The sequence below is a fragment of the Microbacterium sp. USHLN272 genome, from assembly GCF_037149655.1.
Lineage (GTDB): Bacteria > Actinomycetota > Actinomycetes > Actinomycetales > Microbacteriaceae > Microbacterium > Microbacterium galbinum.
This window is the reverse complement of the sequence record NZ_JBBCRA010000001.1, coordinates 2,362,017-2,386,301: the sequence shown is the minus strand read 5'-3', so window position 1 is coordinate 2,386,301 and position 24,285 is coordinate 2,362,017. Positions and strand designations below refer to the sequence as shown.

At 70.9% G+C, this 24,285-nt stretch carries 18 protein-coding genes; 7 read left to right on the top strand and 11 right to left on the bottom strand.

Annotated features, from left to right (window positions below; genetic code table 11):
- Nucleotides 1-44: 44 nt before the first annotated feature.
- The 3 genes from WFJ97_RS11470 (at nucleotide 45) to WFJ97_RS11460 (ending at nucleotide 3,759) form a co-directional block, all read left to right on the top strand.
- Nucleotides 45-824 carry a CPBP family intramembrane glutamic endopeptidase gene (locus WFJ97_RS11470; protein ID WP_336641577.1) on the top strand — a complete coding sequence of 260 codons (780 nt, stop codon included), beginning with the start codon at nucleotides 45-47 and terminating at the stop codon, nucleotides 822-824.
- Nucleotides 825-959: 135 nt separating this feature from the next.
- Nucleotides 960-2,810, top strand: a complete 1,851-nt coding sequence (locus WFJ97_RS11465) for an AMP-dependent synthetase/ligase (RefSeq protein WP_336641576.1) — start codon at nucleotides 960-962, stop codon at nucleotides 2,808-2,810.
- A gap of 25 nt (nucleotides 2,811-2,835) precedes the next feature.
- The gene (locus WFJ97_RS11460) at nucleotides 2,836-3,759 is read left to right on the top strand and encodes a DUF1295 domain-containing protein (RefSeq protein WP_336641575.1); all 924 of its coding nucleotides are present in this window, start codon (nucleotides 2,836-2,838) and stop codon (nucleotides 3,757-3,759) included.
- A gap of 35 nt (nucleotides 3,760-3,794) precedes the next feature.
- Here the strand turns inward: WFJ97_RS11460 and WFJ97_RS11455 are convergent, their stop codons facing one another.
- Nucleotides 3,795-4,289, bottom strand: coding sequence for a sigma factor-like helix-turn-helix DNA-binding protein (locus WFJ97_RS11455; protein ID WP_336641574.1), 495 nt, complete (start codon nucleotides 4,287-4,289; stop codon nucleotides 3,795-3,797).
- A 239-nt stretch (nucleotides 4,290-4,528) separates the two neighbouring features.
- Here WFJ97_RS11455 and WFJ97_RS11450 point away from each other — a divergent pair, with 239 nt between their 5' ends.
- Nucleotides 4,529-5,887, top strand: coding sequence for an MFS transporter (locus WFJ97_RS11450; protein ID WP_336641573.1), 1,359 nt, complete (start codon nucleotides 4,529-4,531; stop codon nucleotides 5,885-5,887).
- A 16-nt stretch (nucleotides 5,888-5,903) separates the two neighbouring features.
- On the opposite strand, the gene WFJ97_RS11445 is transcribed toward WFJ97_RS11450, so the two are convergent.
- Entirely contained in the window at nucleotides 5,904-6,530 is a 627-nt protein-coding gene (locus WFJ97_RS11445; protein ID WP_336641572.1) for a DUF1684 domain-containing protein, read from the bottom strand.
- A gap of 88 nt (nucleotides 6,531-6,618) precedes the next feature.
- On the opposite strand from WFJ97_RS11445, the gene WFJ97_RS11440 reads away from it, so the two are divergent.
- The 3 genes from WFJ97_RS11440 to WFJ97_RS11430 all read left to right on the top strand — a co-directional run bounded on the left by WFJ97_RS11440 (nucleotide 6,619) and on the right by WFJ97_RS11430 (nucleotide 8,420).
- Nucleotides 6,619-7,290 carry an alpha/beta fold hydrolase gene (locus WFJ97_RS11440; protein WP_336641571.1) on the top strand — a complete coding sequence of 224 codons (672 nt, stop codon included), beginning with the start codon at nucleotides 6,619-6,621 and terminating at the stop codon, nucleotides 7,288-7,290.
- Nucleotides 7,291-7,356: 66 nt separating this feature from the next.
- Nucleotides 7,357-8,127, top strand: a complete 771-nt coding sequence (locus WFJ97_RS11435) for a hypothetical protein (RefSeq protein ID WP_336641570.1) — start codon at nucleotides 7,357-7,359, stop codon at nucleotides 8,125-8,127.
- Between the two features lie 167 nt (nucleotides 8,128-8,294).
- Nucleotides 8,295-8,420: a hypothetical protein gene (locus WFJ97_RS11430; RefSeq protein ID WP_281731258.1), complete on the top strand. Its 126-nt coding sequence runs from the start codon at nucleotides 8,295-8,297 to the stop codon at nucleotides 8,418-8,420.
- A 78-nt stretch (nucleotides 8,421-8,498) separates the two neighbouring features.
- On the opposite strand, the gene WFJ97_RS11425 is transcribed toward WFJ97_RS11430, so the two are convergent.
- The 9 genes from WFJ97_RS11425 to WFJ97_RS11385 form a co-directional block, all read right to left on the bottom strand.
- Complete coding sequence (locus WFJ97_RS11425) at nucleotides 8,499-12,686, bottom strand: discoidin domain-containing protein (RefSeq protein WP_336641569.1); 4,188 nt, start codon at nucleotides 12,684-12,686, stop codon at nucleotides 8,499-8,501.
- Between the two features lie 306 nt (nucleotides 12,687-12,992).
- The gene (locus tag WFJ97_RS11420; RefSeq protein WP_336641568.1) at nucleotides 12,993-14,723 is read right to left on the bottom strand and encodes an ABC transporter ATP-binding protein; all 1,731 of its coding nucleotides are present in this window, start codon (nucleotides 14,721-14,723) and stop codon (nucleotides 12,993-12,995) included.
- A complete protein-coding gene (locus WFJ97_RS11415) occupies nucleotides 14,720-15,592 on the bottom strand; it encodes an ABC transporter permease (RefSeq protein ID WP_247624301.1) in 873 nt (290 codons plus the stop codon). The genes WFJ97_RS11420 and WFJ97_RS11415 overlap by 4 nt, the downstream gene beginning before the upstream one ends.
- Complete coding sequence (locus WFJ97_RS11410) at nucleotides 15,589-16,608, bottom strand: ABC transporter permease (protein ID WP_336641567.1); 1,020 nt, start codon at nucleotides 16,606-16,608, stop codon at nucleotides 15,589-15,591. The genes WFJ97_RS11415 and WFJ97_RS11410 overlap by 4 nt, the downstream gene beginning before the upstream one ends.
- 153 nt (nucleotides 16,609-16,761) lie before the next feature.
- The gene (locus tag WFJ97_RS11405; protein WP_336641566.1) at nucleotides 16,762-18,390 is read right to left on the bottom strand and encodes an ABC transporter substrate-binding protein; all 1,629 of its coding nucleotides are present in this window, start codon (nucleotides 18,388-18,390) and stop codon (nucleotides 16,762-16,764) included.
- Nucleotides 18,391-18,636: 246 nt separating this feature from the next.
- A complete protein-coding gene (locus tag WFJ97_RS11400; RefSeq protein WP_336641565.1) occupies nucleotides 18,637-20,550 on the bottom strand; it encodes a helix-turn-helix domain-containing protein in 1,914 nt (637 codons plus the stop codon).
- A gap of 150 nt (nucleotides 20,551-20,700) precedes the next feature.
- Complete coding sequence (locus WFJ97_RS11395; protein ID WP_336641564.1) at nucleotides 20,701-21,477, bottom strand: enoyl-CoA hydratase/isomerase family protein; 777 nt, start codon at nucleotides 21,475-21,477, stop codon at nucleotides 20,701-20,703.
- Nucleotides 21,477-22,742 carry a CaiB/BaiF CoA transferase family protein gene (locus WFJ97_RS11390; RefSeq protein WP_336641563.1) on the bottom strand — a complete coding sequence of 422 codons (1,266 nt, stop codon included), beginning with the start codon at nucleotides 22,740-22,742 and terminating at the stop codon, nucleotides 21,477-21,479. The genes WFJ97_RS11395 and WFJ97_RS11390 overlap by 1 nt, the downstream gene beginning before the upstream one ends.
- Nucleotides 22,739-24,082: an MFS transporter gene (locus WFJ97_RS11385; RefSeq protein WP_336641562.1), complete on the bottom strand. Its 1,344-nt coding sequence runs from the start codon at nucleotides 24,080-24,082 to the stop codon at nucleotides 22,739-22,741. The genes WFJ97_RS11390 and WFJ97_RS11385 overlap by 4 nt, the downstream gene beginning before the upstream one ends.
- Nucleotides 24,083-24,285: the final 203 nt, after the last annotated feature.

Here is a 24,285-nt window from a genome sequence, read left to right as displayed (position 1 = left end):
TGTTGAAATATCGATTTGGTTCGCTGACCGGAAGGCACCCCCTCATGCGCGTCCACCCTCGCGTCTGGATCGGCTTGGCGATCTATCTCGGCTACGTGCTCGTCATCTTCGTCGTATCGAAACTGAGCGGGGTCGCGTACACGCAGATCGGCACCTCCGCGGAGTTCACCTGGCGTGGAGCCGTCCTCGATCTGGCGGTCGGCGCGGTGCTCCTCGCGATCACCACATGGCTGCTGGGGTGGTGGAGACCCGCGCTGTTCGAGCGCAAGCGGTCGCACCACAAGTGGCCGATCTTCGTCCCCGCGCTCATGCTCGTCGTCGCCGTGGTGAACCTCTTCAACACCGACTGGTCGAAGTTCGACGCGTCGTTCCTCCTCTCCCTGCTCGCCCTCGGTCTCGCCGTCGGCTTCTGCGAAGAACTGATGTCGCGGGGCCTGCTGCTGACGGCGCTCCGTTCCCGCTTCTCCGAGGTGTGGGTGTGGCTGCTCACCTCCGTCCTCTTCGGCGCGATGCACATGATCAACGCTGCACTCGGCGCTCCCGTCGCGGGCACACTCGGACAGGTCGTGATCGCCGCGATGTCGGGCACCTGCTTCTACATCGTGCGTCGGGTCACGGGCTCCCTGATCTGGGCCATGGCTCTGCACGGCCTCTGGGACATCTCGGTGTTCGCTGTCGGCTTCGCCCCGATGGGCGGCGCCTGGGCCAGCATCCTCGGTCCGGTGATCGGCATCCTCGCCGTCGTTGTCGTGCACTGGGTCATCAAGGGAACCGATGAGAAGCCGGTCGGATCACCCGCGGTCGCGGCATCCGCACGGCCCTGAGCGCTGCTGAGTGATCGCCGCCCTTCTGACGCTCGGCGATCCGGCAGCATCCTCGTTCCATCCGAAACCCCTCCGGTTCCGAACAAGGGCTGATGGGCGATCTCCGCGCGCCCGTCGGACCGACAGGAGCACCCGATGATCGAATCATCGACCCCACCGCTGGCAGCGCTCGACGGCTACCGGAACGTCACCGACCTGCTGGTCGCGCGCACCGCCGCCGCCCCCGGCCACGTGGCTTTCGAGGTCGACAACGGGGATGCCTGGCGGCCGGTCACCACCCGGGAGTTCGCGAACGAGGTGCGTGCCCTCGCGAAGGGGTTCATCGCCCGCGGCATCCGCACCGGTGATCCGATCGCGATCATGGCGCCGACGCGCTACGAGTGGGCCGTCGCCGATCTCGCCGCCTGGTTCGCCGGTGCCGTCGTCGTGCCGATCTACGAGACGTCGTCACCCTCGCAGGTGAACGCGATCGTCGCCGACGCCGGTGTGCGCCTCGCGATCGGCGGCAGCCCGGCGCACGCCGAGCTCCTGCAGGCGGCTCTCGTGCAGTCCGGCGCACCGACGCTCGGCGCGTGGACGATGGACGCCGACACCCCGCACGACAACGACCCCGGAGCCGCGGCATCCGGAACCCTCGCCGACCTGGTCGCGTCGGGCACCGACGTGGCCGATGACGAAGTCGAGGCACGCCGAACGCACGCCACGCAGGACGACGCCGCGACCATCGTCTACACCTCGGGCACCACGGGCGAACCCAAGGGCGTCGTGCTCTCGCATCGGAACTTCCTCGGCCAGGTGCTCAACATCGCCGCGGCGTACCGCGAGATCGTGAACGAGAACGGCAACACCGTGATCTTCCTGCCGCTGGCGCACGTGCTGGCCCGCGGACTCCAGTTGATCTGCCTGGCCAGCGGCATGCGCATCGCGCACCTCTCCGACCCGTCCACGGTGGTGTCGACCCTCGACACGCTGCGCCCGACGTTCCTGGTCGTCGTGCCGCGCGTGCTGGAGAAGATCCAGGCGGCCGCGGCCACGAAGGCTGCGGACAAGGGCCTGAGTCGCGTCTGGGCGAAGGCTCACGAGACGGCCGTCGCCTGGGGCCGCCGCGCCGAGCGGATCGACGCGCGTCGGAGAATCCCGAACCGCCGCGGGCTCCGTCTGCGCCACCGTTTCTTCGACGCCCTCTTCTACCGCCGCCTCCGCACCGTGATGGGCGGGCGGGTCGGCTACATCCTCTCGGGCGGAGCCGCGCTCGACCCCGAGCTCTCGCTCTTCTTCCGCGGCCTCGGCGTGCCCGTCATCGAGGGGTACGGGCTGACCGAGACGACGGCGCCGCTCACCGGCAACCTGCCGGGCCTCATCGCCTCGGGCAGTGTCGGCACGCCCCTGCCCGGACTCACCGTGCGCATCAGCGACGAGGGCGAAGTCCTCGCCCGCGGTGTCGGCGTCTTCGACGGGTACCGCAATCCGGCGCACGACGCGGATGCCTTCATCGACGGCTTCTTCCGCACGGGCGACCTCGGGCGACTCGACGACCAGGGCCGACTGTTCCTGGAGGGCCGGCTCAAAGACGTGATCGTCACCTCGAACGGCAAGACCGTCGTGCCGACCCGCTGGGAGAGCACGGTCGAAGCCGATCCGCTGGTCTCGCACGCGGTGATGGTCGGCGAGGGCAAGCCCTACCTGTCGGCGCTGCTGCTCCTCGATCCCGAGCAGACGCGGGCCTGGGCATCCGCCGAAGGCATCGCCCTCCCCTCGGGTCCGATCGACGACATCCGCACGGTCGCCGATCCAGCGCTGCGCGCCCACCTGCAGCGCGCCGTCGACGCCGCCAACGCACTCGTGGCGCACAGCGAGCAGGTGCGCCGCTTCAGCGTCGTGCTCGCCGACCTCGACGACCGCGAACTCGTCACCCCCACCATGAAGCTCAAGCGGAACGTCGTGCTCGATCGCGCCGCCGTCACCGTCAACGACCTCTACCTCTGAACCCCTGAGAAACGGAAAGAACGCCATGTCGTCGCCGACGCCCACGAACACCCGCTCCTCCCGCACCTCGCTGATCGCGATCGTCGCCGCCCTCGTCATCGGCGCGCTCGTCGCACTCGCCGGCAGTCAGAACGGCGCATCCGTCGGCGGCATCCCGCTGTTCGCGGTCGCGGTCGCAGCGGCGTTCGTCATCCAGATCCTCGCTTTCATCCCCGCATTCCTCCTGCGCACCGAGCGCTTCTTCGACCTCACCGGCAGCGCCACCTTCTTCGTGATCTCCGTGGTTCTGGTGCTGCTGACGCCGATGCCCGACGCGCGCAGCTGGATCCTCGCGGGCATGGTGATGCTGTGGGCCGCGCGCCTCGGCTCGTTCCTCGCCATGCGCGTGCACAAGGCGGGATCGGACGGCCGATTCGACGAGATCAAGGGCTCGCCACTGCGCTTCCTGCAGGTGTGGGTGATCCAGGGCGCATGGGTGTCGTTGACGGCGGCGGCCGCGTGGATCGCGATCAGCACGGATGCCGCGGCCCGGCCGCCCCTCGGATGGCTGAGCATCGTCGGGGTCGTCGTGTGGGCTCTCGGCATGGTGGTCGAGATCGTCGCCGACGCCCAGAAGTCGGCGTTCCGGAAGGACCCGCGCAATCGGGACGAGTTCATCCGCACCGGTCTGTGGTCGCGGTCGCGCCACCCCAACTACTTCGGTGAGATCGTGATCTGGGTGGGAGTCTTCATCACCGCGGCGCCCGTGCTCACCGGGTGGCAGTGGGTCGCCGTGCTCTCGCCGCTGTTCGTGATCCTGCTGCTCACGCGCGTGAGCGGTATCCCGCTGCTCGAGGCGCGCGCCGAGAAGAAGTGGGGCGATCGCGCCGACTACATCGCCTACCGTGACAGCACGCCGGTGCTGGTGCCGCGTCTCACGCGGCCCCGGGTGAGCGAGACGGCGCGGTAACGAGTCCCTCGTCGGCCGGTCGCTCCGGCAGACCGTCAGCTGGCGAGCTCGGCGATGCGCTCGGGGCCGGACTCGCCCCGAATGTTCGTGAGCGCGGCGCGCGTCAGCGCGCGAACGATCGCGAGGGTCGTGCCGGTCACCGATGCGATCTCGACCTGGGAGAGACCGAAGTAGTGTGCGAGCGCGAGGCATCGGCGCTGCTCATCCGGCAACGGGCGCCAGGCCCCCGGAGCGCGCCGGGCCACCGACTCCGCGTAAGCGATCTCCGAGATCCACCCGATCACGGACCCCCGCGTCGAAGCGCCCTCGTGCGCGCGACGCCATATCTCGAGGTATGCCGCCTGAAGGGCTTCATCGCTGACCGTCGGGTGGTCGACGACGTCGCGGATGAGACGCAGAACCGGAACGCAGGTGAGGTCGTACACCTGGGCGATGGCCTCCTGATCCCCGCCTGCCGCAGCCTCTACGAGCTTCCGCAGCAGCGCCTCGTCATGCCCCGCGGGGACCTCGACCACGACTGCGGCATCCATGCTCCGATGGTTCCACCCCGGCGCGATCTCCCGGGAGCCATTGAACGCACGACTGAATGCTGCTATCACCGATCGGCCGCGCTGGACGCCGCGCATGTGCGGTGCACTCATTTCGAGCATCCGACCCTGTGTCCTGGGCACATGAAGACCTGTGGACGATCTGTCTAGCCTGAGTGAGGTTCGCGCGCCCACCGACGGACGTCGGCGCGCGGACCTCCACCTCGACACACAGGAGTGCCATGGACATCGACATCGCCGACGACATCGATCGCCCCGGACTGGACCCCCGCGCACAACGCCGACGGGCCGTCATCGGAAGCTCGGTCGGAACCATCATCGAGTGGTACGACTTCACCCTCTACGGGCTCGCATCGGCCCTGATCTTCGCGCCGCTGTTCTTCCCGGGCGGCGGCGACTTCGCCGGCCTGCTGGGGGCGTTCGCGACGTTCGCCGTCGGCTTCGGCGCCCGCCCGATCGGCGGCCTCGTGTTCGCGCACTTCGGAGACCGGATCGGCCGCAAGGGCACCCTCCTGGCCACGCTCCTCATGATGGGCATCGCGACGACCCTCATCGGCCTGCTACCGACCGCCGAGACGATCGGCATCTGGGCGCCCATCCTGCTGATCGTCCTGCGCCTCTTCCAGGGCGCCGGCGCGGGTGCGGAGTTCGCCGGCGCGATGACGATGGCGAGCGAGTCGTCCGACACGCGCAAACGCGCCTTCATCGCGGGTTTCCCCGGAGCATCCGTCTACGTGGGTATGGCACTCGCCACCGCCACCTTCGCCCTCATCAGCCTGCTGCCGGTCGAGCAGTTCCAGGCCTGGGGATGGCGCATCCCGTTCATCGCGAGCATCGTGATCGTGGCGTTCGCACTGTACTTCCGCCTGCGCGTCAAGGAGACCGCGGCGTTCGAGGCCGCCGAGCGCGATGGCGAGGTGACGCGTGCGCCGCTGGTCACGGCGGTGCGCTCGCACTGGCGCACCCTGCTCGCCGGTATGGCGCTGTTCGTGTTCGCCCTGCCCTGGGTCTACGTCGTGCAGACGTTCTCGATCTCGTACACGACCGGCACGCTCTCGGTGAACCCCACGCACGCTCTCATCGGCCTCATCGTCGCGGAGTTGCTCACCATCCCCGCCACCCTCGGGTTCGGGCGTCTCGCCGACCGCATCGGCCGCAAGCCCGTGCTCATCGGCGCGGCGATCTTCGCGATCGCCTTCGCGTTCCCGATGTTCATGCTCTTCCAGACCGAGAACTCGGTACTGGTCGCCCTCGGCCTGATCCTCGGTCTGGCCATCGTGCAGGGAGCGACGATCGGCGTGTCCGCGGCGATGCTGGCGGAGCTCTTCCCCACCCGCATGCGCTGGAGCGGCATCGCGATCTCGCGCGAGATCCCGGCCGCCCTCGTCGGCGGCACCGCCCCTCTGGTCGCCACCGCACTCGTCGGCCTCTCCGGAGGCGCTCCCTGGCTGGTCGCCGGCTACCTCGTCGGCCTGAGCGTCATCGGACTGATCGGCATCTCCGTGCTGCCCGAGACGCTGCACCGGGCGGATGCCGCTGCTCCGGTCGACGCGGCCGGGGAGTCGGTCTCCACGAGATGAGGTCTGCGAGGAGAGCTCAGCCCGCGTACATCTCCCCGACCGGCACCGCGACGGGGAGCACGTTGCCGGGCTGGGCGAGCGGGCAGGCCCACGCCGGGTCGTAGGCGCACGACGGGTTGTAGGCGAAGTTGAAGTCGAGCACGAGCGTTCCGCCCGCGGCATCCGATCCCAGGTCGGCGCCCTTGATCGTGTCGACGAGGTAGCGTCCGCCGCCGTAGGTGCCGCCGGGCTTGCCGGCGAGCGCATCGCGCACCGGGATGAAGAGCCCGCCGCCGTAGGTCGTCAACCGCCACACGTCGAGCGAACCGGCATCCGGCACCTCGACCCGACCGATGCGCTCGAAGGGCACGACGCCGTCGGTGCCGGTCGCGAAGTCGAATCCGCCGGGCTCGGCCTCGAGGATCGGCAGCTCGAACCGCCACTGCGCGTCGTACGAGGCGATCGGCAGCCCCTCGAACATCACGCGGTCCTCGGGCAGCAACGCCGTGGCGGGATGGTGCAGCATGAGGTCGTCTCGTTCGATGCGCCACAGTTCGTGGGCGTCTTCGGGCGAATCGGCCTCGCGCACGGCGGCGTAGAGGGCGAAGACACGGCGTCGCCAGTCGGCGACTTCGAGGGCGGTGCGCGATGCGGGGGTCGACATGCGTCCAGGCTACGGGGGTTCGCCCGCGCCGGGGCGGGCGAACCGGAAGGCCTGGTGCGGATGCCGCGCGCCGGACTACCGTGACCCCATGGCGACCTTCGCGCTCATCCACGGCGGCGGATCGACGGGCTGGGACTGGCACCTGGTCGCGCCGCACCTCGAGCGCGCCGGGCACGAGGCGGTGGCGGTCGACCTCCCGACCGAACGATCGGATGCCGAGCTCTCCGACTACGTGCGCACGATCGTCGAGGCCGTGGGCACCCGCGAGCACGTGATCGTCGTCGGCCATTCGCTCGGCGGCTTCACGGCTCCCCTCGCGGCGGAGGCGCTCGAGGCGGACGGACTCGTGTTCTTCTCGGCGATGATCCCGCAGCCCGGCGAGACCTTCATGGAGTGGTGGACGAACACCGGCCACGACCGCGAGAGCGTCGACGACGACCCCGAGGTCTCGTTCTACAACGGTGTGCCGCGGGAACTGGCCGACGAAGCGCGTCGACGCGAACGGGACCAACAGGGCGCGTGGCTGTCGAAGCCGTGGCCCGGCGATCGTCTGCCGTCGATCCCGACGATCGGGATCGTGTGCGCCGACGACAACTTCTTCCCCGCGCCGTTCATGCGCCGGGTCGTGCGCGAACGCGTGGGGAGCGACCCCGTCGAGGTGCCCGGCGGGCACTATGCGGCTCTCACCCACCCCGCCGAGGTCGCCGCCGCGCTCGACCGGTTCGCCCGGGGGATCGACGACGCCCGGGCGAACCGGTGAGCATGAGCATCCGATTTCACGGATCGCGCGTCAGCGAATTTCGGTCCAGCCGGGGAGGATGAGGGGGTGCCCGAGCTGCTCCCTCCCCCGCCCGACCGCGAGCCCGACATCGTCGACGACTTCGCCGACGGCCCCGACCCCGACCTGTGGGTGACGAGTTACCTCGCGCACTGGACCACGCCGGAGCGCGCCGAGGCGCGATACGCGACGGGGCCGGAGGGGCTGGTGCTGCGGATCGACGCCGACCAACCCGACTGGCGGCCGGAGGACGCTCCGATGCGGGTGTCGAACCTGCAGACCGGATCGTTCAGCGGACCCGCCGGATCCGCCCGCGGCACGCACCGGCATCGCCCCGACGGGCTCACCGTGCGCACAGCCGTTCCGACGCGGCTGTCGTGGGCGCCCCGCCGCGGGCGCGTCGACATCACGGTGAGCGCGAGCGACGACCCCGGATGCATGCTTGCGGCGTGGCTCGTGGGCACCGAGCACGAGTCGGAGCACGACCGCGGAGAGGTCTGCATCTTCGAGATCGACGCGCGGCCGGGCGCGACGGAGTGGACGGCACGCTGCGGCATCAAGGCGCACGGCGACGACCGGCTCGTGACCGACATGGTCGAGGTCGCGCTCGATCACGACGCCCGCACCCCGCACACCTGGACCGCGATCTGGGGAGACGGCGAGACGGTCATCGGCTGCGACGGCGTCGTGGTGTTCCGCGCGGCCCGGACGCCGCGGCATCCGATGTTCCTCATGATCGATCTGTTCGAGCTCGGGGAGCCGGGCGGCGAGTACCCGAAGACCGCAGTGATCCACGCGGTGCGCGGCTGGAATGTGTGACGTAACGCACTGATCGGTGCGAAACGCCGGCAAAGGAGCGCCAGAAGCGGCATTCTGCACCGATCGGTGCAGGAGAACGGGCATGGGGAACGAGGGAGTCAACCCCCTGCGCGGACGCGTCGGAGCGGACGTACGGTGCAGGTCCACTCACACCGAAGGAGGACGACATGAGCGATCCCGTGAGCAACGACCTGCACGACGCCGACCACCAGAACACCCAGGGCACGCCCGGCGCCGACGAGGAGGCCGACACGGCCTCGGGCGGCGCGCCGGAAGAGCCCGACGAGGACTGACCGTCCACTGAGGGGTCGAGACACGCCGCGCGCGCGAGCGCGGTTGCGGCGTGTCTCGACCCCTCGGGTGTCGGAGCGTCAGTCTTCGGACGACACAGCGAGCCTGCGGCGTCGTGCGACGAGCAGTCCGCCGGCGGCCAGCAGCAGCAGTGCGGCCGCGAGCGACCACCCGAGCACCAGACCGGTCGCGGCGAGATCGCCGTCGGATCCCGCGCCGTCTCCGCCGTCGCCCCCGTCCGAGCCACCGCCGGGAGTGCCGGGCTCCCCGGGCTCCCCGGGCTCACCGGGCTCGCCCGGATCCACCGGCACCGCGGTGACCTCTCCGGCGAAGGCACGGGTCGATGCCTCGCCGATCCCGTTGTCGGCGGCGACCGTGAAGGCGTACGCACCGACCGTCGTCGGCGCGCCCGCGAGCGCACCGGTGTCGGGATCGAGGGTCACGCCGTCGGGCAGGGCCCCGGCCACGACCGCGTACGTCGGGGCCGGAACACCGGATGCCTGCAGGGCGCCGCTCACGGTCGCACCGACCACGAGCGCGGGGACCTCGCCCCGGATCGCGCCCGGGGCGGCGTCGTCGACGGCACCCGGAGCGAGCACGCGGAGTGCTGTGAGGCCCGGGTCCCCGGTCTTCCACGCGGTGCTCAACGCCACGTAGCGCGCGGTCGCGTCGACGGGCACGGCACCATGGGTCGTTCCCGCCTCGATCGTGCCGACATCGCGGAACGTGACGCCGTCGTCGCTCACCGACACGGTGGCGGCGGGGGCATCCGATCCGTCCCACAGCGTCGCGACGGTGCCGATCGGCTGCGCGGACCCGAGATCGGTCACCATGCGGCCGTCGACGCCCGGCGTCCACGACGTCGCCTCGTCGCCGTCGACCGCGCCCTGCGGCGAGGTCATGCCCTCGGGCAGGACGGATGCCGGGAACGTCAGCGTGCTCAGCGCCCGGTCGGGCACGGGGAACGGCGTCGCACCGGGGAAGCTCGCCGCGGCCGCCACGACGGGCTCGCCCACCGGCAGCGCCCGCGTCTCGCCCGTCTCGGCGTTCGTCACCTCGAGGGTCGGTGCCGCGGCGGATGCCTCCGCTCGCGCATCGGCGGCGGCATCCGCGATTCGGATCGTGCGTCCGTCGACCACCGAGACTCCGACGCCCTCGGATCGCGCGACGTCGGTGGGGACCGTGGCGCGCGGAGCGAGCACGACCGCCTGCCCGGCCGGAACCGTGACCCGGAGGGTCGATGCATCCGCGCCGAGCGTCTGCTCCCCCGCGAACAGCGACACCGTGTCGCCGACGTACGGGATCGTGACGTCGGTCGTCACCTCGGTGCCGGACAGGTTGAACGCGCTGAGGTAGCCGCCGAGCGAGCTGACCAGCAACCCCTCGGCCGACGGCTGCGGCGCGGCGTCCTGAGCCGCCGTCGCCGCAGCGTCGCCCGGCACCATCTCGACGAGCAGCGGGCGATCGCCGCCGCCGAGCCGGAGCGCGTTGATGCCGGGCTTCTCGGCCGACACCGTGATCGGGGCCTGACCGCCGCGCACGACGAATCCGGCCCGATCCTCGACGTTGATCCACGACCCCTCGGTCGAGGTCACCTCGTCGCCGGTGTACCGGAAGCTCGCGGCATCCGTCCACGTCACGCCGTCGGCGGAGGTCTGGATGCGGTACTCGCGACCGGCCGAGGCCTCCCACCCCAACTGCACCTGGGCGATCGCCGTCGGGGCGCCGAGGTCGACCTGGATCCAGGAATCGGTGCGCGTGCGGTCGGCGCGCGACACCGCCCAGCGCGAGGCCGCGTCGTTGTCGGTGACGCTCGAGGGCGCACGGCCCGTGTCGGCGCTGGATGCCGTGGCCGGCTTGCCCGCCGCCGCATCGACGCCGGCCGCGGTCAGCGCGCGCATCGTGTACAGCGAGTAGCCGTAGGCGGGGTCGCCCTGCACGCCCTGCATGCGCACGAAGCGGGTCTCGACGGGTGCGGGCGCGGTCGCGCCGGCGGGCGTCAGGTCGACCGTGTCGAGGCGGGCGACGTTCGCGTCGACGCCGCCGGTGCGAGCGGTCTGAGTGGTCCAGGTCTGGCCGTCGACCGAGGTCTGCACGAGGTAGCGCTCACCCGCGCTCGCCTCCCAGGCCAGACGGACCGCGGAGACGGTGCGCTCGCTGCCGAGATCGACCTGGATCCACGAGTCGGCACGCGTGCGATCCGCGCGCACCACCGCCCACCGGGTCGTCGGGTTCGCGTCGGTGACGGTCGCGGCCAGGCGCGCCGGGTCCTCGCTCGATGCGGTCGCGGGGCGGCCGGCGGCGAGGTCGGTCGTGGCCTCGGCATCCGCACCGTAGGCGTGGAACGAGTACAGCGAATAGCCGAACTGCGCGTTGCCCTGCTGGCCCTGCATGCGCACGTAGCGCGCCGGCACCGGATCGAACGACAGGTCGTCGACGCGGGCGGCGTTCGCGTCGGCAGGGTCCGGCGGCGTCACGACGGGGAGGGTGTCGGTCGCCGAGCCCTCCGCCGTGACGTACGTGCGCGAGCCGTCGAGGCCGTTGTACCCACCCATGTCGAGGTTGCGCACCGACACCGAGCCGTCCTGCCAGCCCGCCCCCGTCGACGCGTAGAGCGCGGCTCCGTTCGGCAGGGTGACCTGCCCGGCGTAGCCGTCGCCGATGCGGAACACCGAGGAGGTGCCCTCGAACCCGTCGCGCGGGGTCGTGAAGGTGCTCGTGCGCCGGTCGTCGACCGTGGCGGCCGAGTTCGGGTAGAGGTACGGCGTCGCGCCGGAGAGGGCGAACAGCCACGAGTCGTGGCTCGGCACCCACGGGAACTTCAGGAACCCCTTCTTGCTGGATGCCGCGGCCCAGGCATCCGCGGTCTGCTGCACCGAGAGCCCGGGACCGGCGCCGAAGTCGCGCACGCCCGCGAGCCGCGCGAAGAACTCGTCCTGCGGGGTCGGGGCGACCGGCCCCTCCTCGGACTCGGCGGCCGCGACGTGCAGGAGGTACGAGATCGCGATCTCGGCCCGCGCCTCGGGCTCGTACTTCGGCTCGCCCGAGAACTTCGCCAGGCGATCGACCGGGGCGTAGGCCTGATACGCCTCGAGCGAGGCGGCCATGTTCGCCTCGGCCCGCACGGCGTCGGGGTCGCGCAGCACCTGACCGAGGAACGCCATCGGGATCACGTCGCGCCCATACAGGTACTCGCGGTCGTTGACCATGGGCATGAACGGCTCGCCCTGGTTCGACATCACCATCTTGATCGCCTCCCAGAGCTCCGCCGAGTTGGGCTGGTGCTTCAGGTATTCGGGGATCGGCTGGCCGTTGAGCACGAACTGGATCGCGTTGCGTCCGCCCGAGCGCCAGATGTCGGACTGGTAGTGCGGCCCGAACGACCCGTGGTTCTCGACCAGGTACGTGTCGTAGATCGTCTGCATCGTGTTCGTCGACACGGGCTTGCCGGCGACGATCGCCGGGTTGTTGAGGTCGGCGGTCGGCTGGCCGGCGGCGTTGCGCGCCCAGTCGCCGAGCTGCTCGTCCCAGCGCGCGGCATCCGCGTGATCGGGCGCCCAGGCCAGCCCCGGGGCGAGGGCCTGCGTGTAGACGCCGGCCTCCTCCTGCGCGGTGTCGCCCTCGTGCTTGCCGGTCGGCCAATCGGCGGTCCACGAGCCCGAGAGCGGGTCGTTGCCGTAGTTCAGATCGGAGGTGTACGCGGACTGCCCGACCGCGATGGTCTCGAGGTTCTTCTGCGTCGTGGCGTCGAGCTGGTCCCAGAGCACGCGCCCGGCGTCGAGGAAGTACGACTGGAACGTCGAGTCCCAGAAGAGCTTCTTGCCCCAGGTGCCGTTCGGATCGACGAAGCGGTTCTTCGCGGCGTAGTAACGGATCGTGTCGACCGTGCGCTGCTGCAGCTGCTCCTTCGGGATGCCCGTGACGGAGGCGTCGTACTCGCCGTGCGTGAGGATCACGGCGTTGCCGAGCACGACGGCGAAGTTGAAGTCCTTGAACTGATAGGCGCCGATGGCCGGATCCCAGACCGTGTTCACCCAGCGCGTATGGCGCAGCAAAGCCGCGTAGTAGTCGGCGGCGATGTCGTCGGGGGCGCCGAAGGCCGCGGTCTTCACGACCGGAGCGGCGGATGCCTGCGCCGCGGGCGCGAGGGCGGCGATCGGGGCGGCGAGGGTCGCGGCGAGGGCGAGGGTGACGGTGCGCTTCAGGATGCCGAGGCGACGGGGGCGGGCGGTCGCGCGGGTGGGGCGGTCGGGGCCGGAGCGGGCCATGGGGTGTCTCCTGGATTCAGCGGGCTTCGGGGGCGCCGCGTGCGGATCGACAGGAGTCACATCGGGAGATTCGGAATGACAACGCTGTCAGAGCGGGGTGGAGCAACAGTAACCCGCACGTCGCGGGCGCGTCAAGAACCGGTTTACCCCGGTGGATGCCGCGACGACGCTCGGTCGCGCGAGGCGCGCTTCGGGAGGAGATCTCCGTCTCGGGAGGAGAAACAGGAGGAATTTCTCCTCCCCACGCCGAGATCTCCTCCTGAAGCGGTGGGTCAGACGGCGGGCAGGCTGCGGGCAGACTGCGCCTCAGACGGCGGGGAGCGAGGGAACCGCGTCGATCAGCAGGCGCGTGTACGCGTCGGCCGGGGCGCGGAGCACCTGCGAGGTGGGACCCTGCTCGCGCACCACGCCGCCCTGCAGCACCACGACCTCGTCGCAGACCTTCTGGATCACACCGAGATCGTGCGAGATGAAGAGGTATCCGACGCCGGTCTCAGCCTGCAGACGCGCGATGAGCTCGAGGATCTGCTTCTGCACCGCCACGTCGAGCGCCGACACCGGCTCGTCGAGCACGACCACCGCGGGCTCCACGGCGAGCGCCCGGGCGATGCCGAGCCGCTGACGCTGACCGCCCGACAGCGACGAGGGCCGGCGGTCGGCGAAGTCCGCCGGGAGTCCGACACGCTCGAGCCAGTCCCGCACGCGCGCACCGCGCTCCGTGCGCGACAGGGACGGATGCCGCAGCCCGATCGCCTCGTCGAGAAGGCGTCCCGCGGTCCAGCGCGGGTCGAAGGACGACCCCGGATCCTGGTAGACGAACTGCACGTCGCGCAGGTCGTCGCTCGCACGGCGCACGGTGCCGGCATCCGCGGTCTCGAACCCGGCGAGGATGCGCGCGACCGTCGTCTTGCCCGACCCGGATTCGCCCACGACGCCGAGCGACCGCCCGCGGCGCACGGCGATCGAGACGTCCTTCACCGCGGGGCGCGTCGCGCCACCCGGCAGGCGGAAGGTCTTACTCACGTGCTCGGCGGCGAGGACGACGTCGGATGCCTGCGGGGCGGGACCCTTCGACAGGCTCAGGGACCCAGTTTCTGCCGGGAGCCCGGTTTCCGTCACGGGCCCGGTTTCCGTCACGGCATCCGAGTCGGTGACGGCATCCGTTCCCTGCACAACTTCGGAGATCTGGGGCGACACCCCGGTGGTCGGATGCTGGGCTCCGGCGTGTCCGGTCGAATCTCCGAAGTCGTGCGGGGCGGGGCCGCTGTCGAACCGCGGGGCGGCGTCGATCAGGGAGCGGGTGTACGGATGCTCGGGGTTCGACAGGACGTCGGCGGTCTCGCCCTTCTCGACCACGGCGCCGCCCTGCAGCACCAGCACGCGGTCGGCGAGCTGCGACACCACGGCGAGGTCGTGACTGATGAGCAGCAGCGCGATGCCCTGCTGCTTGAGCTCGCTGAACAGGGCGAGGATCTGCTTCTGCACCGACACGTCGAGCGCGGTCGTCGGCTCGTCGGCGATGAGCACGGCGGGGTCTCCGGCGAGCGCGGTGGCGATGAGCGCGCGCTGGCGCTGACCGCCGGAGAGCTGCGCCGGACGCTCGTCGATGCGCGTCTCGGGATCGGGCACGTGAGTGCGGCGCAGCAGTTCGAGCGCACGTTCGCGGCCGGCCCGTCCACGCGGCCCGCCGGTCGCGGCGATCGCCTCGCGCACCTCCTTGCCCACCGTGCGCAGCGGGTCGAGCGACGACAGGGCGTCCTGCAGGATGTACCCGATGCGGGGGCCACGGATGCGGCGCCAGCGGCGTTCGGAGAACCGCCGCGCGTCGACGCCGTCGATCTCGAGCACCTCGGCATCCACCCGGGATCCCGTGCCGACCAGCCCGAGCAGGCTGCGCGCGCTGACCGACTTGCCCGATCCCGACTCACCGACCAGCGCGACGCACTCGCCGGGGCCGATCTCGAAACCGACGCCCTCGACGGCCGTGCGACCTCCGAACGACACGGTCAGGCCCTCGACCCGGATCAGCGCGTTCATCCGCGACCCTCCAGACGTGCCTGCAGGCGACGGCCGAGCACGGTCGTGCTGATGACGAAGAGGGTGATCGCGAGACCCGGGAACACCGCGGCCCACCACCCCAGCGTGAGGAAGTTGCGCGCGTTCGAGAGCATCGAACCCCATTCGGGAGTGGGTGGCGGGCTGCCGAGACCGAGGAACGACAGGGCGGCGCCGGCGAGCGTCGCACCGCCGAGGCCGATGGTGGCGATGACGACGACCGGGCGCACGGCGTTCGGCAGCAGGTGTCGCCCGAGCACGCGGGCGCGCGACAGCCCCATGCCCCGCGACGCCTCGATGAAGGTCGAGGTGCGCACGCGCAGCGTCTCCCCGCGCACGACGCGCACGTAGTACGGGATGCCGGCGATGCCGATCGCGATGGTGGCGGTGGCGAGCCCTCCACCGAAGAGCGCCAGGATGAGGATCGCGAGCACGAGCTCGGGGAATGCCGCTCCGATGTCGGTGAGCCGCAGCGTCACGGTCGAGATCACCCGGTTCGACAGCCCGGCGACGAGGCCGAGGATCGTTCCGAAGAAGAGCGAGATGACGACGGCGCCGAACCCGAGCACCAGCGAGCTGCGCGCACCGAAGACGATGCGCGCGTAGACGTCGCGTCCGATCTCGTCGGTGCCGAGCGGATGCCCCGGCCCCGGAGGCGCGAGGATCAACGCCCGGTCGGCGGCGAGCGGGTCCTGTCCGGTGAGCAGCTGCGGCCACAGCGCGGCGAGCACGAACAGCACCAGCACCAGCGCGCACAGCAGTGTGCCGATGTCTGCGGCCAGGCGCACCCAGCCGCGCCAGCGCACGTGCTGCCGGGCGGTGACGGCCTCGGCGACGACTCCCCCGCTCATGCGGTGGCCTCCGTTCGGTCGGCGTCCGTAGGGTCGGATGCCGCAGCGGCGGCGTCGTCCTTCGACGGGGCGATCACGCGGTCGGCGTCGCGCACCCGCGGATCGACGAGCGCGTACGACAGGTCGACGAGCGTGTTCACGAGGATGAACACCGCCGTGCCGACGAGCACGACGCCGATCACGACCGGGATGTCCTGCGAGGCCACCGAGTCGACGAGCAGGCGCCCGAGCCCCGGACGGCTGAACAGGGTCTCGGTGATCGCGGCACCGCCGAGCAGGGCCCCGAACGAGAACCCGAGCATGGTCAGATACGGCACCGCGGCGTGACGGAGCGCATGCCGCACGGTCACGGCGAGCGACCCGAGACCGCGCGCACGGGCCGAGAGGATGAAGGGCTGCTCGAGCGCATCGTCGAGCGACTGCCGCAGCACCTGCAGCAGCAGGGCGGCCGTCGGCAGCGCGAGGGTGAGGGCGGGGAGGACGAGCGAGCGCAGATCACCGCTGTCGAGGATGGGGAGCGCGCGCAGCCACACGGCGAACACGAGCATCAGCACGAAGCCGAGCCAGAACACCGGGGTCGACGCGAGCACCAGTTCGACGCCCGAGGAGATCCAGCTGGGCAGGCGGCGACCGGCGGTCAGCACACCGCCGGCGAGCGAGATCACGACGGCGAGCACGATCGCGGCGAGCGCGAGGGCGATCGTCGGACCCGCCTGCGCGGCGAGCAGCGGGGCGACCGGTTGCTCCTGCACGTACGACATGCCGAGGTCTCCACGCAGCAGACGACCGAGGTAGAGGAAGTACTGCACGATCAGTGGCTCGTCGAGGTGGTACTCCTGCCGCACGACGGCGAGAACCTCGGGGCTGATGTCGACCTGCTGCTGACCGGCGCCGAGGATCGCGAACGCCGGGTCGACCGGCACGAGCCGCAGCGCGAAGAACGTGAGGGTCGCCGCACCCCACAGCGTGATCAGGCTCACGCCGAGACGGCGCAGTACTCGCCAGACCGTGCTCATGTCGTTCCTCCTCCGTGTGCGTCTTGGGGCGGGACCCTTCGACAAGCTCAGGGACCCAGTACCGGGGCGGGACCCTTCGACAAGCTCAGGAAGAGCGACCGCCCTGGGTTGCTGAGCCTGTCGAAGCATCCCAGGGCGGTCACCCCGCGAGACTCAGGTCTTCCAGGCGTCGAACAGGTACGGCTGCGGCCACGCGTAGTCCCACGCGACGCCGTGCACGTTCGGCTGCCAGGCCACCACGCGGGCCCGCGAGTACAGCGGGATCGACGGGGCGAGCGAGGGCAGCAGCTCCTGCGCCTGGCCGTAGAAGTCGGCGCGGGCGGCCGGGTCGGCGCTGGCGCGCGCCTGGGCCAGGATGCCGTCGAGCTCGGCATCCGCCAGGAACGACGCGTTCGAGCCGATCGACGATCCGTCCGACACGTTGTCGCCGCCGTAGAGGCGCCACAGCTGCATGCCGGTCGCCTCCGACTGGAACGACGGCATGATGCCGTACTCGCCGGTGTACAGGCGCTGCGAGAAGTCCGCCGCCGGAACCGGTTGCAGCACGAGCTCGAAGCCGAGCTCCTTCGCGTCGATCTGCACCTGCTCCAGCGTGCGCTGGGCGAGCTGGTCGTTGTCGGCGTAAGGCACGGTGGTGCTCAGGCGCTCGCCGTCCTTGGTGCGGTAGCCGTCGGCATCCGTTCCCGTCCAGCCGGCCTCGTCGAGCAGCGCGCCCGCGGCATCCGCGTCGAACTCGATGACGTTCTCGAGGTCGGTCTTGTAGTCGGGCGTCGTGGTCGCCAGGTACTCCTGCACGGGGTACGCGCCGAAGGTCGCGCTCTTGACGATCGCCTCGCGGTCGATGCCGGTGAGCAGCGCACGGCGCACGTTCACGTCGTCGAACGGGGCGGTGCGCGTGTTCAGGTGCAGCGTGAAGCCGACACCCGGCAGCAGGAACTCGTCGGACTCGTAGCGCTCGTCGGCCTTGACCTCTTCGGCGTACTCGGGAGCGATGTAGTCGACGATGTCGGCCTCGCCCGTGAGCAGCGCGTTGTAGCGCGTCTGGTCCTCGGGCAGGAAGCGGTAGGTGATCTTGTCGAGGTACGCGGCGCCCTCGTGGGTGCCCTCCGGGCCCCAGTCGTAGTCGTCGTTGCGCACGTAGCTGATGCTCTGGCCCTTGACCCACTCGTCGAAGACGAACGGACCGGTGCCGACCACGGTCGACGCGAGCGAGTCGGGGTCGTCGAGCAGCTGTGTCGGCGACACGATGCCGAAGTACGGGGCGGCGATCAGCGTGAGGAAGCTCGACTCCGGCTGCTCGAGCGTGATGCGCACGGTGTACTCGTCGAGCACCTCGGCCGTCGGGCCCAGCTTCGCGACCGAACCCGTGGACTTGTTGGCCGGGTCGGCGACGTAGTCGAAATTGACCTTCACGGCCTCGGCGTCGAACGGGGTGCCGTCGTGGAAGGTCACGTCGTCGCGCAGCGTGAACGTGTACACGCGGGCGTCGTCGGACACCTCCCAGTCGGTCGCGAGCCACGTGCCGTAGGTGCCGTCGCCGTTGTCCCAGACGAGGGAGTCGACGACCGGGGTCAGCACGTGCGCGCCGCCCATCTGGTCGACGAGCGGGTTGAGCTGCGGCGGTTCGGAGCGGGCCGCGACGACGAGGTCGCCGCCGGTGACGGGCTCGCCGTCGTCACCCGAGGACTCGGGGGCGGCCGAGGCGCAGGCGGTCAGGGTCAGAGCGGTGACGACGGCTGCTGCGACGGCAGCGCCGAGGCGACGGGGGATTCCGGATGCCACGATGGGTCCTCTCGGGTCGGCACGGGCTTCCGACGCTATCCAGGCCCGCGGATGCCGGTCGCCCCGGGCTACACAGGGCGACACCGTGCGTCAGATTGCGTCACACGGGTGAGTTGCGGCATCCGTTCCGATAGGGTCGCGGCATTTGCGGGACGGGGCCCTTCGATAGGCTCAGGGACCCAGTTTCGGAGTCGACGCTGAGCTGGGCCGCTGAGCCTGTCGAAGCGTCCCCCACGCACGAACCCCTCAGCCCCCGAGCAACTCCCGCCGGAGGCGCTCGAGTCGCACGGCGGCCTGCAGACGGAACCGGTACTCGGCATCCGCGGGGTCGCCGTCGAGCAGCGTCCAGATCCGGTCGAGCCGCTGCTGCACCGTGTTCGTATGCACGCGCAGCGCCGTCGCCGCGCCCTGGCGGCTCTCCCCCGCGTCGAAGTACGCGACGAGGGTGTCGACGAGCGCCGTGCCCCGCCGTTCGTCCCACGCGCGCACCGGCCCGAGCACCCCGTCGACGAACCGGGCCGCGGCCTCCGGCTCACCCGACGAGAGCACGTGATACGGCGCGAAGTCGTCCGACCGCACGGTCGCCCCCGACACCCCGAGCGGTCCCAGGAACCGCAGATCGCGCACCGCACGCTCGGCCGACGCGCGCAGCGCCGGCGCCCCGTCGACCGTCGCGCCGACGACCGCGGTGACCGACGGATCGTCGAGCCGCTCGGCGAGGATCCGTCGAACCCGCTCGGTCGCGGCCACGAGACCGGCCCCGGCCCCGGGCCCGTCGACGGATGCCGTCCACGCGACCACGAGCCCGTGTTCGCGCACCGCGACGAGGCCGTGGTCGCCGACGGCATCCGCGGCCACCGTCAGCGCCCCCTCGCGCCCGCGCACATCGATCGCCGCCACGCCCACGAGCGGGTGCACGACCTCGGCGGAGAGGACGGATGCCTCGGCCGAACCGTCGAGCACCGCACCGAGCACGCGTGCGCGGCGCTCGGCGCGGATCGCCGAGACGGCATCGCGTTTGAAGGAGACGAGGGCGGCGACCTGCGCGGCGCGCTCGAGCGTGGGGCGGGCGACGTCGTCGGGCACGGCGTCCTCGTCATCGGCGACCATCGCGCCGAGCACCCGGTCGGCACCGAGGATCGCGACCACCAGCCACCAGCGCTCCCCGTCGACCACCGCGACCGCATGCCCGCTCGCCCGGCTCTCCCGGATCGCATCGGTGAGCGGTCGGCGGCGCGGCAGACCCGCACGGGCGTCCGCTCCCGCATCGAGGGGAAGCCCCGTCTCGTCGACCGCGCGCACGCGTCGCCCGAGGCGATCCGACACCGTCGCGACGAGGTCGATCAGGGTCGCGCCCGAGACGACGGCGGCGGTGAGCTCTTCATGGATGCCGCCGACGATCTGCGTCGCGGCGAGGTGGCGCTCCAGCTCGGCGTACGCCTCTTCGGCGCGGGCGCGGGCGGCCGCGCTCTCGGCCAGCACGCGGGCGCTGTGCAGCACGGCCGCGGCATGATCGGCGAACGCCGAGAGCAGCAGCACCTGGTCGGGCGTGAAGTCGTGGGCGAACCGGTTGCACGCGAAGAGGGCCCCGAGCACCTCGTCGCCGACGGCCAGCGGCACGCCGAGGAACGAGACGAGCCCCTCGCGCGCGACCGCATCGTCGATGGAGGGGTCGTGCGGAGCATCCGCCATGCGCGTGTACTCGCGCACCCAGACCGGTTCGCGGGAGTCGGCGACCAGGCTCGCGAGGCCGTACCCGGCGGGCACGAGCAGGTCGCGGAACTCCGGGGTCACCGTGCCCGCCGAATACCGCACGCGCAGATCGCCCTGCGCGTTGTCGACCTCCGAGAGGTACGTGACGTCGGTGCCCATGAGTTCGTGGGCGCGCTGAACGAGGCGGCGCAGCACATCGGTCACGTCCTGCAGTCGCACGAGTTCGCGCGCGGTCGAGAACAGGGCCTCGAGTTCGACGGTGCGCCTCCGCAGCCGCGCGGTCTGCTGCTGCGACTCCTGCACCGCGGCGAGGATCTCCTCGACATCGGATGCCGCGGCATCCGCCTCGGTGAGCAACTGCGTGAGCGCGAGCATCCGATCCCCCGGCTCGGCGCGTGCAGCCGCGACGACCTCGCGCACGAGCGCGGACGCGGTGTTCTCGGCCATGAGGCTCCTCTCACCCCCACCTTCCCACGCCCACTCGCTCGGGGTGGGACCCTTCGACAGGCTCAGGGACCCAGTCATGCGGGCGGGACCCTTCGACAGGCTCAGGGACCCAGTCACGCGAACGGGCCCTTCGACGGGCTCAGGGACCAGTCATGCGCCCCGCGACGGGAACCGCGGGGGGCGGCGCTCGGCGAAGGCGGCGAGGCCCTCGCGGGCGTCGTCGCTCGCGAACGCCTGCTGCCCCAGCACCGCCTCGAGACGGAACGCCTCGGGCTCGGGCAGGTCGGCGAGCGCGCGCACGGCCCGCTTCGCGGTCGCCAGCGCCGTGGCGCTCTTCGTCAGCAGCTGCTCGGCGACGGCGATCGCCTCGTCATGCAGAGCGGATGCGTCGACCACCCGGTTCACGAGCCCGTACCGCAGCGCGGTCTCGGCGTCGATGCGGTCGCCGCGCAGCATGAGGTCCATCGCGAACGCGTAGGGGATCTGCCGGATGAGCCGCACGAGGGTGCCCCCGGCCGGCACGACGCCGACACCCGTCTCGGGCAGCGCGAACTGGGCATCGGCGGAGGCGAGGCGGATGTCGGTCGACAGCATGATCTCGAACCCGCCGCCGAGGCACAGTCCGTTGATCGCGGCGACCACCGGCTTCTCGAGCGTCGAGTGCTTCTGGTGCGCAGCATCCCACTCGCTGATGTCGAAGCGCTCCTCGGTGAGCGCCGGGATCGATTCGCCCAGATCGGCACCGACGCAGAACGCACGCTCGCCGGCGCCGGTGAGCACCGCCACACCGATGCGCGGGTCTCCCTGCACCTCGGCGAACGCGGCGCCGAGTTCGTCGTACATCGCGAGCGTCAACGCGTTGAGCTTCTCGGGGCGGTCGATCGTGATGACGCCGATGCCATCCGTGCGGTCGAGACGGATGCTCATCAGATCGTGCCTCCCGTGCGCAGCGCGGCGACCTCGTCGGTCGAGTAGCCGAGGAACTCCCCCAGCACCCGATCGGTGTGCTCACCCATGTCGGGCGCGAGCCCCGCGGTCTGCGCGGGAGTGCGATCGAGCCTCACCGGCGACCCGAAGGTGCGCAGCGACCCGTGGCCGGGGTAGTCGTTGTCGACGATCATGCCGCGCGCGGCGATCTGCGGATCCTCGACCACCTCGCCGATGTCCTTCACCGCGCTCAACGGCACGAGATCTCCGGCGAGCGCTTCGAGCTCGGCCTTGGTGCGGTCGGCGAACCAGCGCACGACCATCGGCTTGACCCTCTCCTGGTAGACCTCGGCATCGAAGCGGGTGGCCATGCTGTGCAGGTCGGGATTGTCGTTCCAGTCGGCCGGGCTGCCGAACGTCTCGCACGAGATGCGCCAGAACTTGTCGGTGTACCCGCCGAAGAACACGAAGCCGTCGGCGCACGGGAACAGCTCGTAGGGGCGCACGAACGGATGCTGGTTGCCGAGGGGCTTCGGCACGACACCGTCGACCGTGTACGACACGACGGCGTTCTCGGTGAGGGTGAGGACGGAGTCCTGCTGCGAGATGTCGACGAGCTGCCCCTCGCCCGTCTGCTCGGCGTGCCGGAGCGCCGCGAGCACCCCGATCACGCCGTAGAGGCTGGCCGCGAGGTCGCCGATGATCGTGCCCACACGGGTGGGCGGGCCACCGGCCTCACCGTTCATCGACCACAGTCCGCCGGTGGCCTGCGCGCTGTTGTCGTAGGCGGGGCGCAGCCGGTACGGACCCGACTGACCGTAGCCGCTGAGCGCCGCGTACACGAGCTTCGGGTTCACCCGACGCAGACGCTCGTAGCCGTGCCCGAGACGGTCCATCGTGCCGGGGCGGAAGTTCTCGACCAGCACATCGGCGCGCTCGACGAGCCGGTCGAGCACCTCGGCGGCACCCGGGCTCTTCAGGTTCAGCGTGACGCCCAGCTTGTTGCGGTTGTACTGCGCGAAGAATCCGCTCAGCGGCTCCGCATCCTCGCGCGGCAGCATCGGCGGGAAGGTGCGCGTGTAGTCGGGGTCGCCGGGGTTCTCGACCTTGATGACCGTCGCGCCCAGGTCGGCCAGGATCATCGAGCAGTAGGGCCCGGCGACGACGCGTGTGACGTCGACCACCACCACCCCCGCGAGTGAGCCGGGAGCGGCATCCACTCCTCCGAGTCCGGCGAGCAGGGCGCGGGTGGCGTCATCGATCATCGAGAGGATCCTTCCGGGGCGGGAGCGGCGGCACGCGCGGCGGCCCGACGCGAGAGGCGGTGGAGCAGAGTGACCGAGACGAGGGTGACGATGCCCGCGACGACCATGTAGAGGGCGATCGCCCACGAGCCGCCGAACACGTCGAGCAGCTCGAGGTAGATGATCGGCACGAACGCCGAGCCCACGATCGTGCCGATGCCGAGCGCGAGCGACATGCCCGTGTAGCGGATGCGCACGTCGAACGCCTGTGCGTAGAGCACGCCGAGGGTGCCGTAGGTCGCGCAGAAGCCGATCGTCGTCGCGATGTAGGCGACGTATGCGGCGGCGAGGCTGCCGGTGTCGATCAGCCAGAACGCCGGGAACGCGAGGAGCACCGAGAGGATCGTGCCGGAGGCGAAGACCTTCGCGACGCCGAAGCGGTCGGCGAGCCACCCAGCGAGCGGGAGCCCGACCAACGCCAGCAGGGAGCAGATCGTCGCGATCGTGAGCATCTCGGGCTGCGTGTGCCCGACGAACTGGGTGCCGTAGGTGAGGCTGAACGTGAACAGCATGTAGAAGACCGCGCCGATGACGGCGAAGCTGAGGGCCGCGAAGACGACCTGGCCCGGGTGGGTCTTGAGGGTCTCCCAGAGCGGCACGCGGGCGGCCTTGCCGGCGTCGCGCATCTTCTCGAACTCGGGGGTCTCACTGATCTTCAGACGGATGAACAGGCCCACCAGCACCAGCACCGCGCTGATGAGGAACGGCACGCGCCAGCCCCACGCCTGGAACGCATCGCCGGGGAGGGCGACCAGCGGCAGGAACACCAGGGTCGACAGCGTCAGCCCCAGCGCGAGCCCCACCTGCGGGAAGCTGCCGAGGAACGCGCGACGACGCGGCTCGGCGTGCTCGACGACGAGCAGGACCGCACCGCCCCACTCGCCGCCGAGAGCGAAGCCCTGCACGAAACGCAGCACCATCAGCAGGATCGGGGCGGCGACCCCGATCGCGGTGTAGGTCGGCAGGAGACCGATGAGGAAGGTGGCGACACCCATGAGGACGAGCGAGATGACGAGCATCCGCTTGCGTCCGATGCGATCGCCGAAGTGCCCGAACACGATCGACCCGAGCGGGCGGCCGAAGTACCCGACAGCGATACCGCCGAACGCCAGGATCGTGCCGACGAGCGGGTCGTAGTCGGGGAAGAACAGGCTGTTGAGGATCAGCGCCGCCGCCGTCGAGTAGGCGAAGAAGTCGAACCACTCGACGGTCGTGCCGACGACGCTCGATGCGACGATCGTGCGGATCTGCGAGCGCTCCGCGGGAGGCGCGTCGCGCCGGGCGGTGGATGCCGAGGTCATGGGGTTCCCTTTCCGCGGCGTCTCCGCTGACGCCGGCCAGGGATCAGCCTGTCAGGGCGGGAGGCGCGGGCCTATGTCTCGGGCGCATACACCTGTGGTCTCAGTATGGCTCTCCGCGCCACGGCATCCGCGGGCCCTTCGTCTCGTCGCTGCGCTCGCTCGCTCAGGAACCGGTCCCTGAGCGAGCGGAGCGAGACGAAGGG